This is a genomic window from Bacteroides acidifaciens, from assembly GCF_024623065.1.
Classification (GTDB): domain Bacteria; phylum Bacteroidota; class Bacteroidia; order Bacteroidales; family Bacteroidaceae; genus Bacteroides; species Bacteroides acidifaciens.
This window is the reverse complement of the sequence record NZ_JANJZR010000037.1, coordinates 24385-40701: the sequence shown is the minus strand read 5'-3', so window position 1 is coordinate 40701 and position 16317 is coordinate 24385. Positions and strand designations below refer to the sequence as shown.

Here is a 16317-nt window from a genome sequence, read left to right as displayed (position 1 = left end):
CATGACAAAGCCCTGGCTTGGGAAAGTCGGGGCTTTGTTTATACAAAAAAGAGGATGCATCGTTTCGACACACCCTCTTTCATTCAACAAGAATCTGATTCTTATTTAACGTCTTTTTTCCAAACTTTCATACAAACTCAAAGAGAAATGAAAAAATCACTGCGCACGCAGCCTTTTTAATTCTGACTTTGCTGCATTATCATTTCCGATACTATCTGTCTGTTGTTTGTTCTTTTCTTCCAGTTTCCGTTTATTGCGTAGCTTCCATTTATTCCAAAAGAACAGATCGCTCCATTTATTGAAATCTTTCTTATACATAATACCTACGCCTTGTGTAGTCAAGTTCGTTTTCGTATAGTAACGATCATTCGTTTCATTATACGCTTTTAAACGAATATCTCCCGAGCGGTTAATCAGCCATTCCGCTTCAAAGTCCCCAACAAAATTCGTATTCGCCATAGGATTGTCCCGATAGCCGAAGTTTCCATTAATCAACAATCTGTTATTCAATAATTGACCGGACAAAATACCTTCCACTTCCATATCCGTCCAACCTTTATCCCCCGTACTCAAGTTTGTTCCAATATTCCAATTATTTGTTTCAAAAACCTGTGATAAGGCGTTGTTTAGCTGACCGGAAAGGGTAGAAGAAAGTACCGATGACATCACATTGGAATTTTGATTATTATTCCGGGCATCTTCTGTATAGAACTTACCGATACCTAACAAATAAAGAATCTGCATGTTCATCTGCTCTTCCGTACTGATATAATTGCGTACCAATGTCTGCACCTCATCTCTTTCATTCGGAAGTTCGATACCTAGTTTAATAGTCGGGCGTACCAATATTCCACTTAGATTCATAATACAATTTACCCGCACATTAGGTTGTTGTATAATGACCGAAGCATCGGGTATCAAATCATTCAAAGAAGCGGAGTTTACAGTATATGAGGCTTGTATATCCATATTGGCATCCAAAGGAGTACCATTGAAAGTTATCGTACTTCCATCTTTGATCACAAAATCCTTGCGAATGACTTCTTGCAAACTAAACTTATATATCCCTTGAGTAATTCTATAATTACCGAACATCTTCACATCGCCTTTATTATAGAATTCAGTCCGGATATTTCCTGTACCCCTTCCACTGATATAATCTCCGGCAACCGGATCCATGATAATTCGCATAGTAGCATCGGGTGTTGCATCCACCAGTATATTCAAACGGATATCGGTCTCTTGTTCCTCTGTCTCCGCCTGGCGTTTCTGCTGTATCTGGTCATAGTAAGAGATGATTTGAACAGAATCTTGAATTGTGCGACGGGGAGTTTTATCCACAAACTTAATAAACTGATTGCTGGTAGCCGATGCTACACTACCATTTATATAGGTGAAGATTGTATTCCGGTTGGTAGTCATGGCAGCATTTACTTCCAATCCTTGAACAGCATTTCCGGAAAGCAATACATTGCCCGTACCATATACCGTACCATAGAAAGGCATATCGGGAGACTCCTTCGTATTCATCACAAGCATATTATTAGCTTGTATCTCAAAACGATAATTCAAGTTCTTAAAATGTTGAAAATGCAAATATCCATTTATTCTCCCGGTATGCCCTTCCATATCAGAGATATACATATTATTAAATGTCAATCCGGTAGGAGCTAGGTGAATCGTATCCTTAACTGCAAAATGAGTATTCAATATATCAAATTTCATGGAAGCGTCCGTCATGACTGCACCATCCAAATTCAATCCCTTGAATTTTCCATAGAAATGTACCTTTCCAGTTCCCCGACCTTTTATATCGGTAGCAATAGACTTCATATAATATTCAAGAAACTTCAAGTTCAGTCCATTCGCTTCAATATTCAAGTCAAGTCCACTCTCAGGTTTTAACGGGTAAATAATACCGGTGACACGTGATGGGGCAGGAGTTATGTCTTGAATAGATGCATCCAGGCGAATACCTCTATTTTCATTATCCCATTCACCATATATATCCAGGTCGCCCAAACGTCCTTCGTTAAGAGAGAAATTCTTCACGAACAAGCGAGTATTCATTACAGGCTTTTTTAGCACACCGCTTGCGTAAGCTGTTCCCGTAGCGTCACCTTCAAAGTTTACATCATCAGAGATACTTGCAATATCAAATACATATCCCATATTAATGTCCTTCAAATCGACTTTAACCGTATCTTGGGGATTATCGGAGAGACGCCCGTTGATACGCACATAGCGATCCTGATGACTAAAATAGAAATTATTCACGTCAACCTTTCCTGAGTCTACTATGACTTGCGAGGGATGAACCTTCCAAAGGGTATCATTTAAAATAATATCTGTTGGCTTCACATCCACCATTGCTTTCAACAGCGGCTTTTCTCCTTCGGTACGCAAGAATTTGGCTACGGCAGCCAATTGTCCGCTATATGTTACTGCCGCACTGTTCCCCCAATTCAAAGTCGTACTGACATTATCGTCTTTCGCTTGCGCATCCAATGAAAGATTCACTGCTCCTTTCTTTTTCAAACTGGTTAAACGAACCCGCGCACAAATATGGTCTGCCGGATTTTCACATAGAATCATACCAGACTCTATATAGTTATTCTTATATTGCAAACGCGGAAAATATCCTTCCACGCGCAAACGCTGCATAGGATCATTAAAATACCCTTTCAAAGTAGAATGAGTATATACTGTTAGTGGAATATCAAAAATAGTAGATAAGATATCTGTATTATATATATGAATATCAAACAGAAAATTATTATGTGTTTCAATCGGCTTTTTGGGGGGCAATATCAGAGAAGGAGTATACTTCCTCATGATATTCAGAATACTGGTAGGCAGCGTATGGTATTGGAATTTTCCTTCTACGCTTGCTGTCAGAAACTCGGAAGTCAGTCGTAGTTGATTCTCGTTATTTTGCCTTGTTGCCCGAATATTCATATTTTTCATGAAATACTTTTTATCCGGAGCTGTGAACCTCAAACTGTCTACATTAATTTCTCCAATCATCTCATCCACAGCCCCACCCGTAAAATTGGCTTTCAATTTCAAGGAAAATTCCGAATCCGGATACTTGGTAGTAAGATTCAGGTCATTTGGCCGCACCTTGTCAATTACCGCAAGAAAATTAAAGGTCGGAACTTTGGAAGCGACATTAACGTCTCCATTCAAATAAATGGAACCATTCGGGTCATCCAATGCGATCTTACCATTAAATCCGCCTCGTTTATATTCGCCATCCAGCGTTATATTCTCATATCTATATCTGCTATAATCTATAGAGGCAATCAATCCTTTTAATTCAACAACTGGAAGTCGGTCTGTAATGTGCCGGCTATGCACATCGAGATTGAACGTGATTTCTCCCAACTGCTCATTAGCCAATAGCTCCCCAAGTTTAAAATCTTCTGTTTTTACCGCACCGGAGTAAGCAAATAGTCCTTTACTCTTATCCGTACTTAACTTCAAGTCAGTCTTTACATTTCCCAAACTAGTACGCAATTGTCCATATGTGACCAGGTCTGTAAAATACCCGGAAATTTCCCCCCGGAAGTTAACATCACCCAATCGTTCAAGGACAGGAGGAACTCCATTATAATTTTGGTTCAAATTGCGTACCAAAAAACCGACACCACGAGTATTGGCTGAAAGTTCGGAAAGAGTGCCATATACATATGCATCCTGTGGATGTGACAAGTCCTGAAGCGACACATCTCCTCTAAGGCGAAATTGGCGGTCGTCTGCTGTAATTTCCAAACGCGAGCAAGTCAACTGGTCGACCGTACCTTTCACTTCCATATCCAAAGCTAGCGATTCCTTGAAATGCGACAAAACGGGTACAAATGCCGAAATATCTTTTAACGTAACTTGCGACGGTAGTGTGCGGAAAGAAAAACGAACCTGCTCCGCAAAGTGATTGAAAGCTTGCAGGCTATCATATACCAAATGTATGGTATCCATCTTTAAGGAAGTTTCAGGCAGTTCGATAACAAAATTGTCAATATTGGTCTGTTTATTATTGGCAACCAATTTCAAGCTCAACTTCTTTAAAGAGAATCCCGATGCCTTCTCATCAAGGCTCAATCGTTTGATTCCTAAATTCATGGAGTCCTTGCTCAATGCTTTCAAAGAAATATTAGCAATGATATTTTGAAGCTGGACATGTTTTGCATTAAACTTTCCCGGCGTTTCCTCTTCCGAAAGCACATGATAGGTCATCCGACCACGACGAATTAAAATCGAATTGATACGCAAATCAAGTGAACTCTCTTTCTTCACAGTATCCTTAGACGCAAAAGCATCCAGGACAAACTTAAAATTAGGCGGAGAATCCGGAGTATCTTTTTGAAGACTGATATTGAATCCGAAAAGCTGGACACTGCTGATGGAAATCTTTCCTTTAAAGAAAGGCATTATATCAAATTTGGCAGACAGACGGGTGACTTTGAGCATTTCCTGTCCGCTTTGATCGTCAAGCAATACATCGTCAATGATAATACGGTTCAGCAATCCAATATTAATTCTGCCGATCATGACTTTTGTTCCCAAAACTTCAGTAAGTTCTTTTGCTATAAATGAACTCATTGCTTGCTGAATATTTGGTATATTCAGCAAGATAATAGCCCCTATATATACTCCCAGTACAATACCGACTACCCAGCGTACAGTTTTTTTCAGCGTTCTGATAAGCGATTACTTTTATTTTGCGAACAAAAATATAAAATAGTTCGTTATGAATCGTAGTTTTATGATTACTTTTGCACCGTTTAATAGTTTAAATACTTATGAGTGCAATAATATTAGGAATTGAATCCTCTTGTGATGATACATCGGCAGCCGTTATCAAGGATGGTTATCTGCTGTCAAATGTGGTATCAAGTCAAGCCGTACACGAAGCATACGGTGGAGTAGTACCCGAACTGGCTTCACGGGCACACCAACAAAACATTGTACCGGTAGTACACGAAGCATTAAAACGTGCCGGCATTACCAAAGAAGAATTGAGTGCTGTAGCTTTCACCCGCGGACCGGGTTTAATGGGCTCTTTGCTTGTCGGTGTCTCTTTTGCTAAAGGATTCGCACGTTCATTAAATATTCCTTTGATTGATGTTAACCATCTGACAGGTCATGTTTTAGCGCATTTTGTTAAAGTAAAAGGAGAGGATAATAAACAACCCCGGTTCCCGTTCCTTTGTCTGTTAGTGTCCGGTGGAAACTCACAAATTATATTGGTAAAAGCATATAATGATATGGAAATTCTTGGTCAGACGATTGATGACGCTGCAGGTGAGGCGATTGATAAATGTTCGAAGATTATGGGATTAGGCTATCCGGGCGGTCCAATTATTGATAAGTTGGCACGTCAGGGGAATCCGAAAGCTTTCACATTCAGCAAACCGCATATCCCAGGTTTGGATTATAGTTTTAGCGGGCTGAAAACTTCATTTCTGTATTCATTGCGCGATTGGATGAAAGAGGATCCTGATTTCATCGAACACCACAAAGTGGATTTGGCGGCATCGCTGGAAGCAACGGTTGTAGACATTCTAATGGATAAGTTGAGGAAAGCAGCCAAAGAATATAAAATTAAAGAAGTGGCAGTAGCAGGAGGAGTTTCTGCAAACAATGGGTTGCGTAATTCGTTCCGGGAACATGCTGATAAATATGGTTGGAACATATTTATCCCCAAATTCAGCTACACGACTGACAATGCAGCCATGATTGCCATTACTGGATATTTCAAATATTTGGATAAAGATTTCTGCTCCATTGATCTTCCAGCTTATTCTCGCGTTACACTATAAGTTGTTTTCGCATACCTATTATAATATATATTAAAATAGAGCAGGAAAATATGTTTGCTGAGATTGTAACTATTGGTGATGAACTGTTGATTGGGCAGGTCATCGATACTAATTCCGCCTGGATGGGGCAGGAATTGAACAAAATAGGTATTGAAGTTCTTCGTGTCGTTTCAATCCGCGATCGGGAGGAAGAGATTCTGGAAGCGATTGACAATGCGATGAAAAGGGTAAATATCGTTTTAGTGACCGGAGGACTTGGGCCTACTAAGGATGATATAACCAAACAAACTCTTTGCAAGTTCTTTCATACAGAACTGATATTCAGTGAAGAAGTATTCGAAAATGTAAAACGAGTATTGGCGGGAAAAATTCCAATGAACGCACTCAATAAAAGCCAGGCGATGGTTCCTAAAGACTGCACGGTAATCAACAATCCTGTGGGAAGCGCCTCTGTCAGTTGGTTTGAAAGGGATGGAAAGGTACTTGTTTCCATGCCGGGAGTCCCGCAGGAAATGACTGTCGTCATGACTGAAAGCGTATTGCCTAAGTTGCACGAAAGATTTCACACAGACGTAATCATCCACCAAACTTTCCTTGTGCAGAATTATCCGGAATCAGTGCTGGCGGAAAAATTAGAGCCTTGGGAAAATGCTTTGCCGGAATGTGTTAAATTGGCATATCTGCCCAAACTTGGAATCATTCGCTTGAGGCTGACCGGACGCGGACAAAAAAGAGAAGAGATAAAAACCCTTCTTGACCGTGAAAAAGTAAAACTAGAGGAGATATTGGGTGAAGACATTTTTTGTGAGGAAGACACACCGTTGGAGATTATCGTAGGCGAACTTTTGAAAAAGAAAAAATTGACCGTTTCCACCGCAGAAAGTTGTACCGGTGGAAGCATTGCCGCACGATTGACATCCATCGCCGGAAGCTCGGAATATTTTAATGGTAGTGTGGTAGCTTACTCTAATGACGTAAAAACAGGACTTCTACACGTGGCTTCCGAAACATTGGAACGCTATGGCGCTGTAAGTGAAAAGACTGTGATTGAAATGGCAAAAGGCGCGATGAAAGCATTAAAAACCGACTGTGCTGTCGCGACATCGGGAATAGCCGGCCCGGGTGGCGGCACTCCGGATAAACCCGTGGGGACTATTTGGATAGCTGCTGGTTATAAAAACGAAATTCGTACTTACAAGCAAGAAACGAATCGCGGAAGAGCCATGAATATTGAAAGAGCAGGCAATAATGCGCTACTAATGCTTCGGGATTTACTCAAATAAAGAAAAATAGCTGCTTATAAGTGAATTATTTTAAGAAATCCTTGTTTTATATGGATAAAAGTGCTTACTTTGCGTCCTGTTTGAAATAAGTATAGATATAAAACTATAAAAATAAGATAGAAATGTCGAAGATTTGTCAAATTACCGGAAAGAAAGCCATGATTGGCAACAATGTTTCACACTCAAAGAGAAGAACTAAAAGAACCTTTGATTTGAACTTGTTTAACAAAAAGTTCTATTATGTAGAACAGGATTGTTGGATCAGCCTTAGTATTTGCGCTAACGGGCTGCGTATTATCAACAAAAAAGGGCTGGATGCCGCGCTGACCGAAGCTGTGGCTAAAGGTTTCTGTGATTGGAAAAGCATTAAAGTAATCGGCTAAACGTAGAGGAGAAAACTTACAATGGCAAAGAAAGCAAAAGGTAACAGAGTACAGGTGATTCTGGAATGTACAGAACACAAAGACAGTGGAATGCCGGGAACATCTCGTTATATCACGACTAAGAATAGAAAGAATACTACAGAAAGACTTGAGTTGAAGAAATACAACCCGATTCTGAAGAGAGTTACAGTACATAAGGAAATTAAATAATAAAGAAGTATAACCCATGGCAAAGAAAACAGTAGCAAGTTTGCACGAAGGTTCTAAAGAAGGTCGTGCTTATACCAAGGTTATCAAAATGGTAAAATCTCCGAAAACCGGAGCATACGTTTTTGATGAACAAATGGTGCCGAACGAAAAAGTACAGGACTTTTTCAAAAAATAATTGAAATAGCATACACGCTATAAATCCAAAATCCTCTCATTGTTTATCAATGGGAGGATTTTTTATTGCTTCTTTTTTTACTTTTTCAATCCTTTGTTATATCTTTGTAGCATAATGTATTATACAAACAACCGTAAATATGGGATTTTTTAGTTTTTTTTCAAAGGAAAAGAAGGAAACTTTAGATAAAGGATTATCTAAAACCAAAGAGAGCGTATTTAGTAAAATAGCTCGTGCCGTGGCTGGTAAGTCAAAGGTAGATGACGAAGTATTGGATAATCTCGAAGAAGTGCTGATCACATCTGACGTAGGTGTAGAAACCACTCTGAACATAATCAAGCGCATAGAGAAACGTGCTGCTAATGACAAATATGTGAATACCCAAGAACTGAATCATATATTGCGTGACGAAATAGCCGCCCTATTAACCGAAAATAATTCAGATGATGTAGCTGACTTCGACGTACCCATCCAAAGAAAGCCTTATGTGATTATGGTAGTGGGAGTAAATGGAGTAGGTAAGACTACGACAATCGGCAAATTGGCATATCAGTTTAAAAAGGCAGGTAAATCCGTTTATTTGGGGGCTGCCGATACTTTCCGTGCAGCTGCAGTAGAGCAACTTATGATTTGGGGAGAACGGGTAGGAGTGCCGGTTATCAAACAGAAAATGGGGGCTGATCCTGCATCCGTAGCATATGACACGCTTAGCTCCGCTGTTGCCAACAATGCTGATATTGTTATCATTGATACAGCCGGACGACTTCATAATAAAGTCGGATTAATGAACGAATTGACAAAGATAAAAAATGTTATGAAAAAAGTAGTCCCCGATGCACCGGATGAAGTCCTGTTGGTATTGGATGGATCTACCGGCCAGAATGCTTTCGAACAGGCAAAACAATTTACTTTGGCAACAGAAGTGACCGCAATGGCTATCACAAAGCTAGACGGCACAGCAAAAGGCGGTGTTGTGATTGGTATTTCCGATCAGTTCAAAATCCCTGTCAAATACATTGGACTAGGCGAAGGTATGGAGGACTTACAGGTATTCCGTAAAAACGAATTTGTAGATTCCTTGTTTGGAGAGAATGCATGAAAAGAAAAAAAATTGATATCATAACTTTAGGATGCTCCAAAAATCTGGTAGATTCAGAACAACTGATGCGCCAGTTGGAGGAAGTGGGGTACAGCGTAACCCATGACACGGAAAATCCCCAAGGAGAAATAGCCGTTATCAATACATGTGGCTTTATCGGTGATGCCAAAGAGGAGTCTATCAAGATGATTCTGGAATTTGCCGAAAGAAAAGAGGAAGGTGAATTGAAGAAGTTGTTTGTTATGGGATGCCTTTCCGAACGTTATCTTAAAGAATTGGCGATTGAAATACCTCAGGTGGATAAATTCTACGGCAAATTCAACTGGAAAGAGTTATTGCTGGATTTAGGAAAAACATACCATGATGAATTGTATATTGAGAGGACACTGACTACGCCCAAGCATTATGCTTATCTGAAAATCTCAGAAGGATGCGACCGCAAATGCTCTTATTGTGCTATTCCGATTATTACGGGACGTCATATTTCCAAACCTATAGAAGAAATTCTGGACGAGGTTCGATATTTGGTATCACAAGGCGTGAAAGAGTTTCAAGTGATTGCCCAAGAATTGACTTATTATGGCATTGACCGCTATAAGAAACAAATGCTTCCCGAACTGATAGAACGCATTTCGGATATACCGGGAGTGGAGTGGATTCGCCTGCATTATGCATATCCGGCACACTTTCCCGCAGATTTGTTCCGAGTAATGCGTGAGCGCAATAATGTATGTAAATATATGGATATCGCTCTTCAGCATATCAGCGATAATATGTTGAAATTGATGCGCCGACAAGTTACTAAAGAAGATACTTACAAACTGATTGAGCAATTTCGCAAAGAAGTACCGAGCATTCACCTGCGAACGACTTTAATGGTTGGGCATCCTGGGGAAACAGAGGAAGATTTTGAGGAATTGAAGGAATTTGTGCGTAAAGTGCATTTCGATAGAATGGGAGCCTTTGCTTATTCTGAGGAAGAAGGTACTTACGCCGCAGAAGCCTACAAGGATACTATTCCACAAGAAGTGAAACAAGCCCGACTTGATGAATTAATGGATATCCAGCAGGGGATTTCGGCAGAATTGAGTGCAAAAAAAATCGGCAAACAGATGAAAGTCATCATCGACCGGCTGGAGGGGGATTACTATATCGGAAGAACTGAATTCGATTCTCCGGAAGTAGATCCGGAAGTTTTGATTAATCGGTCGGAGGAAGAGCTTGAAATTGGAAAGTTTTATCAAGTAAAAGTGACAGATGCAGACGATTTCGATTTGTACGCAAAGATAATAAATGACTATGAATAATAAGGAATTTACATCTGAACTAGCAGAGAGATTGGGGTACACCATTAAGGACACTTCTGAATTAATAGGTTCTTTATTGTCGGACATGACACAAAAATTGGAAGAAGGTAATATGATTGTCATACAGGGATTCGGCTCTTTTGAAGTAAAAAAGAAAACGGAACGTATTTCAATCAATTTGACAAGTAAACAACGCATATTGGTGCCGCCCAAGTTGGTGTTGTCTTATAAACCTAGCAATACCCTGAAAGATAAGTTTAAATAAATATCTCCCGTTATGAATGAAAGACTAACAATTCAAGACCTTACTGACTTATTGGCTGCCAAACATAGCATGACCAAGAAGGATGCCGAGGCGTTCGTAAAAGAGTTTTTTCTCTTGATAGAACAAGCCTTGGAGAGCGAGAAGACTGTAAAAATCAAAGGATTGGGAACTTTCAAACTTATTGATGTAGATAGCCGGGAAAGTGTCAAGATCAACACTGGTGAACGTTTTCAGATAAAAGGGTATACAAAGGTGTCATTTTCTCCGGATGCAAATCTGAGGGATACAATAAACAAACCTTTTGCGCATTTTGAGACTGTTGTATTGAATGAAAATACAATACTAGAGGATACCCCGGTAGAAGAAACGGAAGAGGAAGAGGAAGAAGAAGCAAGCGAGGAAATTCTGGTCCCAATAGTGGAAGATAACAATAAAAAGGAAATTCAAGAAAACACTCCTAATCTTATTATAGAAGAAACTCCGGCTGCCAAAGAAGAAGATTCTTCCAAAGAAGCAAATATAATCCAGGAAGAGCAAACAGCAGAACAGTTTGTTGAAGCAGAAGTTGTGGTTGGAGAACCGATTGTTACCGAAACTACAACCACAGAAGAAACGGTTGAACAACAATTGAAAGTACAGCCGTTGTCTGAAACGAACAAGGAAGAAAAAGTAGAGCAAAAGGAATTTGATAATGAAGAGAATCCTATTATTGAGCAATATCAACAGCCGGAACAACCGGTAAAAGAGAAAGAAAGAATTACGGCTGAACAGATAACTGAACAGGAACTTCTGAAAGCAAATCTGAAACCTGAAATACCTATAGTACTGCCTAAAGAGGAGAATACAATTCCTGTTAAGCCGGCACAAGCTGTTGTCCCAAGCTCTGAGAAGAAGACTCCTGCAAAGGAAACAAAGGAAAAATCACCTGTACCCTACTTGATTGTTGTTATTATCCTTGTTTTGTTGCTATGTGGTGGCGTTATCCTATTCATTTATTATCCGGATTTATTTTCTTCTTCATCCGATAAGAGTACTTTTGACATGCCACCTGTAACAACCCAATCGGTCCAGCCTGAAGCACAACTTTCTGATACAATCGAGTATAAAGATACAATAAAAAAAGTAACGCCCGATATATCTAAAACTGTTGTAACTTCACAACCTGTTGCAAAAAAAGAAGAGGTGACTACCCCAGCTAAAACAGAAAATAAAGCTGTGCAACAACCTTTAGCTTCTACTTATTCGGATTCGGCATCCTATAAGATAATAGGAACTAAAACCAAATACACAATCAAAGAGGGTGAAACTTTAACAAGAGTCTCTTTGCGGTTTTATGGTACAAAAGCGATGTGGCCGTACATCGTGAAACATAATCCGGGCGTTATCAAGAATCCTAATAATGTACCATACGGTACAACGATTCAGATACCGGAACTTGCTAAAGAATAAGTATAAAAATTCATTCACCCGGTCAAGCAAATCCTGTATTGACCGGGTAAAATGTTATGGATGTGCAAAAGCGTATGAAAGTACCTTAATCTAAAGATTTCGCATTGTTTTTTAATAAAAATTAGTTGCAATCGTTAATTATATGGCGTACTTTTGGGAGCAAAATAAAAAGCCCTATAATACAAGTGAGGCTTACATTAAATAATGGGAATTAAATATTAAAATATTAAGTATTTATGGCTGAATCAATTGATATCCGCGAGCTAAATGAGCGGATTGAAAGACAAAGTGCTTTCGTTACCAATCTTACGACAGGTATGGACCAAATCATTGTTGGTCAGAAACATTTGGTTGAATCACTGCTTATCGGATTACTTTCCGATGGTCACGTTCTTCTGGAAGGTGTACCAGGTTTGGCAAAAACTCTGGCAATCAAAACACTCGCTTCTCTGATTGATGCGAAATATAGCCGTATCCAATTCACACCAGACTTATTGCCTGCCGATGTTATCGGTACAATGGTTTACAGTCAGAAAGATGAATCTTTCAAAGTACAAAGAGGACCTATTTTCGCAAACTTTGTATTAGCCGATGAAATAAACCGTGCTCCGGCTAAGGTACAGAGTGCTTTGCTGGAAGCTATGCAGGAACGTCAGGTTACTATTGGTAAGGAAACGTTTGTGTTACCAGAACCTTTCCTTGTATTAGCAACCCAAAACCCTATTGAACAAGAAGGTACTTATCCGCTTCCTGAAGCACAGGTCGACCGTTTCATGCTGAAAGTTGTTATCGACTATCCGAAGTTGGAAGAGGAAAAATTGATTATCCGCCAGAATATCAATGGAGAAAAAAACAATGTGAAACCTATTCTGAAAGCTGATGAGATTATTGAAGCACGCAAGGTGGTTCGTCAGGTATATTTGGATGAGAAAATTGAGCGCTATATAGTAGATATTGTATTTGCGACTCGTTTTCCAGAAAAATATGACCTCAAAGAATTAAAAGATATGATCGGATTTGGTGGTTCGCCTCGTGCTTCTATCAACTTGGCTCTAGCTGCCCGTACATATGCTTTCATCAAACGTCGCGGTTATGTAATCCCAGAAGATGTACGTGCCGTTGCGCATGATGTTCTTCGTCATCGTATCGGATTGACATATGAAGCGGAAGCTAACAATATGACTTCGGACGAAATTATCAGTAAAATTCTGAATAAGGTTGAAGTACCCTAATTTGTAGTTATAATACAGTCAATAAGTAATCATGGTATTATAATACGCTTGACTACTTAGCTACTTACTACTTAACTACTGTATAAATGGAAACAAGTGAAATACTAAAAAAAGTTCGTCAGATTGAAATCAAGACACGAGGATTGTCTAATAATATCTTTGCAGGCCAGTATCACTCGGCTTTTAAGGGTAGGGGTATGTCATTCTCGGAAGTCCGGGAATATCAGTTTGGCGATGATATACGTGACATAGACTGGAATGTGACTGCGCGTTTTAACAAACCCTACGTAAAAGTGTTTGAAGAGGAACGGGAGTTGACAGTTATGTTGATGGTTGATGTTTCCGGAAGTTTGGAATTTGGTACTGTCAAACAGCTAAAGAAAGATATGGTAACGGAAATTGCTGCTACACTCGCTTTTTCTGCCATACAGAATAATGACAAGATCGGTGTGATTTTCTTTTCAGACCGGATAGAGAAGTTTATCCCTCCTAAAAAGGGACGTAAACATATTCTGTATATTATCCGTGAACTGATTGATTTTCAACCGGAAAGTCGTCGCACCAATATACGCCTTGCATTGGAGTACTTGACTAATGTAATGAAAAGGCGTTGTACCGCGTTCATTCTATCAGATTTCATTGACCAGGAAAGTTTTAAAAATGCATTGACTATAGCTAACCGGAAGCATGATGTAGTAGCATTACAAGTTTACGACCGGAGAGTTAGTGATCTTCCGCCTGTTGGATTAATGCGGATAAAAGACGCAGAAACTGGTCATGAGCAATGGATCGATACTTCTTCTAAAGCTGTACGCCGTGCGCATCACGACTGGTGGATACAGAAGCAAGCTGAACTGAATGATACATTTACCAAAAGTAATGTAGATTCTGTGTCTGTCAGAACTGACCAGGATTACGTGAAGGCATTGTTGAACTTATTTGCCAAACGAAATTAATGAAATCAAATATGAATAGAAATATTATTCTGATAGCATTATTAGGTTTACTATCTATCGGCAAAGTAACTGCACAATCTGTCACAGTGGAAGCAAAGATAGATTCACTGCAAATACTGATTGGTGAACAGGCGAAAGTACAATTGCAAGTAGCCATGGACGCCAAGCAGCGTGCTATCTTTCCAGCTTATACCGATACTTTAGTAAGGGGGGTGGAAATTATAGAAACTGTCAAACCTGATACTCAATTCTTGAATGATCGTCAACGAATGTTGATTACTCAGGAATATGTTATCACTTCTTTTGACTCGGCTTTATATTATTTGCCACCGATGCCTGTTACTGTAGACGGTAAAGAGTACAGTTCTAAAGCTTTGGCATTGAAAGTATATTCCATACCGGTCGATACATTGCATCCAGACCAATTCTTTGGACAGAAAACTGTAATGAAAGCACCTTTTGCATGGGAAGACTGGCATGGCTTGATTGCTTGTTCATTTTTAGCTTTACCTCTGCTAAGTTTGCTGATTTATCTTATTGTCCGCATCCGTGATAATAAACCAATTATCCGCAAGATAAAAGTTGAACCTAAGTTGCCGCCACATCAGGCTGCTATGAAAGAGATAGAGCGCATCAAAACCGAAAAGGTATGGCAGAAAGGACGGCCGAAGGAATATTACACAGAACTAACTGATACCCTTCGTACATATATCAAGGATCGTTTCGGATTTAATGCATTGGAAATGACTTCTTCTGAGATTATTGATAAACTACTGGAAATGAATGATAAAGAGGCTATATTCGATTTGAAGGGGCTCTTTCAGACTGCCGATTTAGTGAAATTTGCCAAACATGATCCTCAAATGAATGAAAATGACGCAAATTTAATTAATGCCATTGACTTTATCAACGAGACTAAGCAACCGGAAGAGGAAAATAAGAAACCGCAGCCAACAGAAATTACCATCATTGAAAAACGCTCTTTACGTGTTAAAGTAATGCTGATTTGCGGAATTACGCTTTTATCAGTAGCATTGATTGGTACTTTTATATATATAGGTATGCAGATATACAATCTTTTTGTATAAAGAATGTGTTACTTGAATACTAAATAGTAAACTGTTAAATCATAAATAAAATGGTTTTTGCCAATATTGAATATCTGTTTTTGCTATTATTACTTATACCTTATATTGTATGGTATATTCTGAAGCAAAGAAAAAGTGAAGCCACTCTTCAAATTTCGGATGCCAGAGTATATGCACATACTCCGAAAAGTTATAAGAACTATTTGTTGCATGCTCCATTTCTACTACGCATCATAGCGTTGGTATTAGTTATTTTGGTTCTTGCACGCCCACAAACGACTAATAAGTGGCAAAACAGCGAGATAGAAGGTATTGATATTATGCTGGCTATCGACGTCTCCACTAGTATGCTGGCCGAAGACTTGAAACCTAACAGGTTGGAAGCTGCCAAAGATGTGGCAGCAGAGTTTATTAATGGACGTCCAAATGATAATATCGGGATTACATTATTTGCCGGTGAAACTTTCACTCAATGCCCATTGACTGTAGATCATGCTGTATTATTGGATATGATTCATAATATTAAATGTGGTCTTATCGAAGATGGTACTGCAGTGGGGATGGGGATAGCGAATGCTGTAACCCGTTTGAAAGATAGCAAAGCGAAATCAAAAGTTATCATTTTACTAACGGATGGTACCAACAACAAAGGGGATATTTCTCCCATGACAGCAGCAGAAATTGCTAAAAGCTTCGGTATTCGTGTATATACCATTGGAGTAGGAACTAATGGAATGGCACCTTATCCTTATCCGGTCGGAAATACTATACAATATGTCAGTATGCCGGTAGAAATCGATGAAAAAACATTGACGCAAATCGCTGGCACCACAGATGGTAACTATTTCCGAGCTACGAGTAATTCGAAACTGAAAGAAGTGTATGAGGAAATTGATAAACTGGAGAAAACCAAACTGAATGTAAAAGAGTATAGTAAGCGGGATGAAGAGTACCATTGGTTTGCATTGGCTGCTTTCCTTTGCGTTTTGCTAGAAGTATTGCTACGTAATTCGATACTCAAGAAAATTCCATAAGGTGGTTTGTCAAT

At 39.3% G+C, this 16317-nt stretch carries 15 protein-coding genes; 14 read left to right on the top strand and 1 reads right to left on the bottom strand.

The window, feature by feature from the left end; genetic code table 11:
* Positions 1-180, top strand: a 180-nt coding sequence (locus tag NSB03_RS12110; RefSeq protein ID WP_257466410.1) for a hypothetical protein, incomplete at its 5' end; no start/stop codon positions are given.
* On the opposite strand, the gene NSB03_RS12105 is transcribed toward NSB03_RS12110, so the two are convergent.
* A complete protein-coding gene (locus NSB03_RS12105; protein ID WP_242358222.1) occupies positions 157-4602 on the bottom strand; it encodes a translocation/assembly module TamB domain-containing protein in 4446 nt (1481 codons plus the stop codon). The genes NSB03_RS12110 and NSB03_RS12105 overlap by 24 nt on opposite strands.
* 200 nt (positions 4603-4802) lie before the next feature.
* On the opposite strand from NSB03_RS12105, the gene tsaD reads away from it, so the two are divergent.
* The 13 genes from tsaD (at position 4803) to NSB03_RS12040 (ending at position 16303) form a co-directional block, all read left to right on the top strand.
* Complete coding sequence (tsaD, locus tag NSB03_RS12100; protein ID WP_024987719.1) at positions 4803-5822, top strand: tRNA (adenosine(37)-N6)-threonylcarbamoyltransferase complex transferase subunit TsaD; 1020 nt, start codon at positions 4803-4805, stop codon at positions 5820-5822.
* A gap of 50 nt (positions 5823-5872) precedes the next feature.
* A complete protein-coding gene (locus tag NSB03_RS12095; protein WP_121766346.1) occupies positions 5873-7105 on the top strand; it encodes a competence/damage-inducible protein A in 1233 nt (410 codons plus the stop codon).
* Between the two features lie 122 nt (positions 7106-7227).
* Positions 7228-7488 carry a 50S ribosomal protein L28 gene (gene rpmB, locus NSB03_RS12090; RefSeq protein WP_024987718.1) on the top strand — a complete coding sequence of 87 codons (261 nt, stop codon included), beginning with the start codon at positions 7228-7230 and terminating at the stop codon, positions 7486-7488.
* Positions 7489-7509: 21 nt separating this feature from the next.
* Positions 7510-7698 (top strand): 50S ribosomal protein L33, encoded by a 189-nt coding sequence (gene rpmG, locus NSB03_RS12085; protein ID WP_002560155.1) that lies wholly within the window; start codon positions 7510-7512, stop codon positions 7696-7698.
* Between the two features lie 16 nt (positions 7699-7714).
* Positions 7715-7873, top strand: coding sequence for a DUF4295 domain-containing protein (locus NSB03_RS12080; RefSeq protein WP_004295982.1), 159 nt, complete (start codon positions 7715-7717; stop codon positions 7871-7873).
* A gap of 139 nt (positions 7874-8012) precedes the next feature.
* Entirely contained in the window at positions 8013-8972 is a 960-nt protein-coding gene (gene ftsY, locus NSB03_RS12075) for a signal recognition particle-docking protein FtsY (RefSeq protein WP_024987717.1), read from the top strand.
* A complete protein-coding gene (gene rimO / locus NSB03_RS12070; RefSeq protein WP_024987716.1) occupies positions 8969-10279 on the top strand; it encodes a 30S ribosomal protein S12 methylthiotransferase RimO in 1311 nt (436 codons plus the stop codon). Before ftsY ends, rimO begins: the two co-directional genes overlap by 4 nt.
* Positions 10272-10544 carry an HU family DNA-binding protein gene (locus tag NSB03_RS12065; RefSeq protein WP_024987715.1) on the top strand — a complete coding sequence of 91 codons (273 nt, stop codon included), beginning with the start codon at positions 10272-10274 and terminating at the stop codon, positions 10542-10544. Before rimO ends, NSB03_RS12065 begins: the two co-directional genes overlap by 8 nt.
* Positions 10545-10556: 12 nt before the next feature.
* Complete coding sequence (locus NSB03_RS12060) at positions 10557-11993, top strand: HU family DNA-binding protein (protein WP_024987714.1); 1437 nt, start codon at positions 10557-10559, stop codon at positions 11991-11993.
* Positions 11994-12229: 236 nt separating this feature from the next.
* On the top strand, positions 12230-13225 hold the full coding sequence (locus NSB03_RS12055; protein ID WP_024987713.1) for an AAA family ATPase: 996 nt from the start codon (positions 12230-12232) through the stop codon (positions 13223-13225).
* A gap of 86 nt (positions 13226-13311) precedes the next feature.
* Complete coding sequence (locus NSB03_RS12050; RefSeq protein ID WP_024987712.1) at positions 13312-14181, top strand: DUF58 domain-containing protein; 870 nt, start codon at positions 13312-13314, stop codon at positions 14179-14181.
* Positions 14181-15269 carry a membrane exported protein gene (locus tag NSB03_RS12045; protein ID WP_024987711.1) on the top strand — a complete coding sequence of 363 codons (1089 nt, stop codon included), beginning with the start codon at positions 14181-14183 and terminating at the stop codon, positions 15267-15269. Before NSB03_RS12050 ends, NSB03_RS12045 begins: the two co-directional genes overlap by 1 nt.
* Before the next feature lie 50 nt (positions 15270-15319).
* The gene (locus NSB03_RS12040) at positions 15320-16303 is read left to right on the top strand and encodes a vWA domain-containing protein (RefSeq protein WP_024987710.1); all 984 of its coding nucleotides are present in this window, start codon (positions 15320-15322) and stop codon (positions 16301-16303) included.
* Positions 16304-16317: the final 14 nt, after the last annotated feature.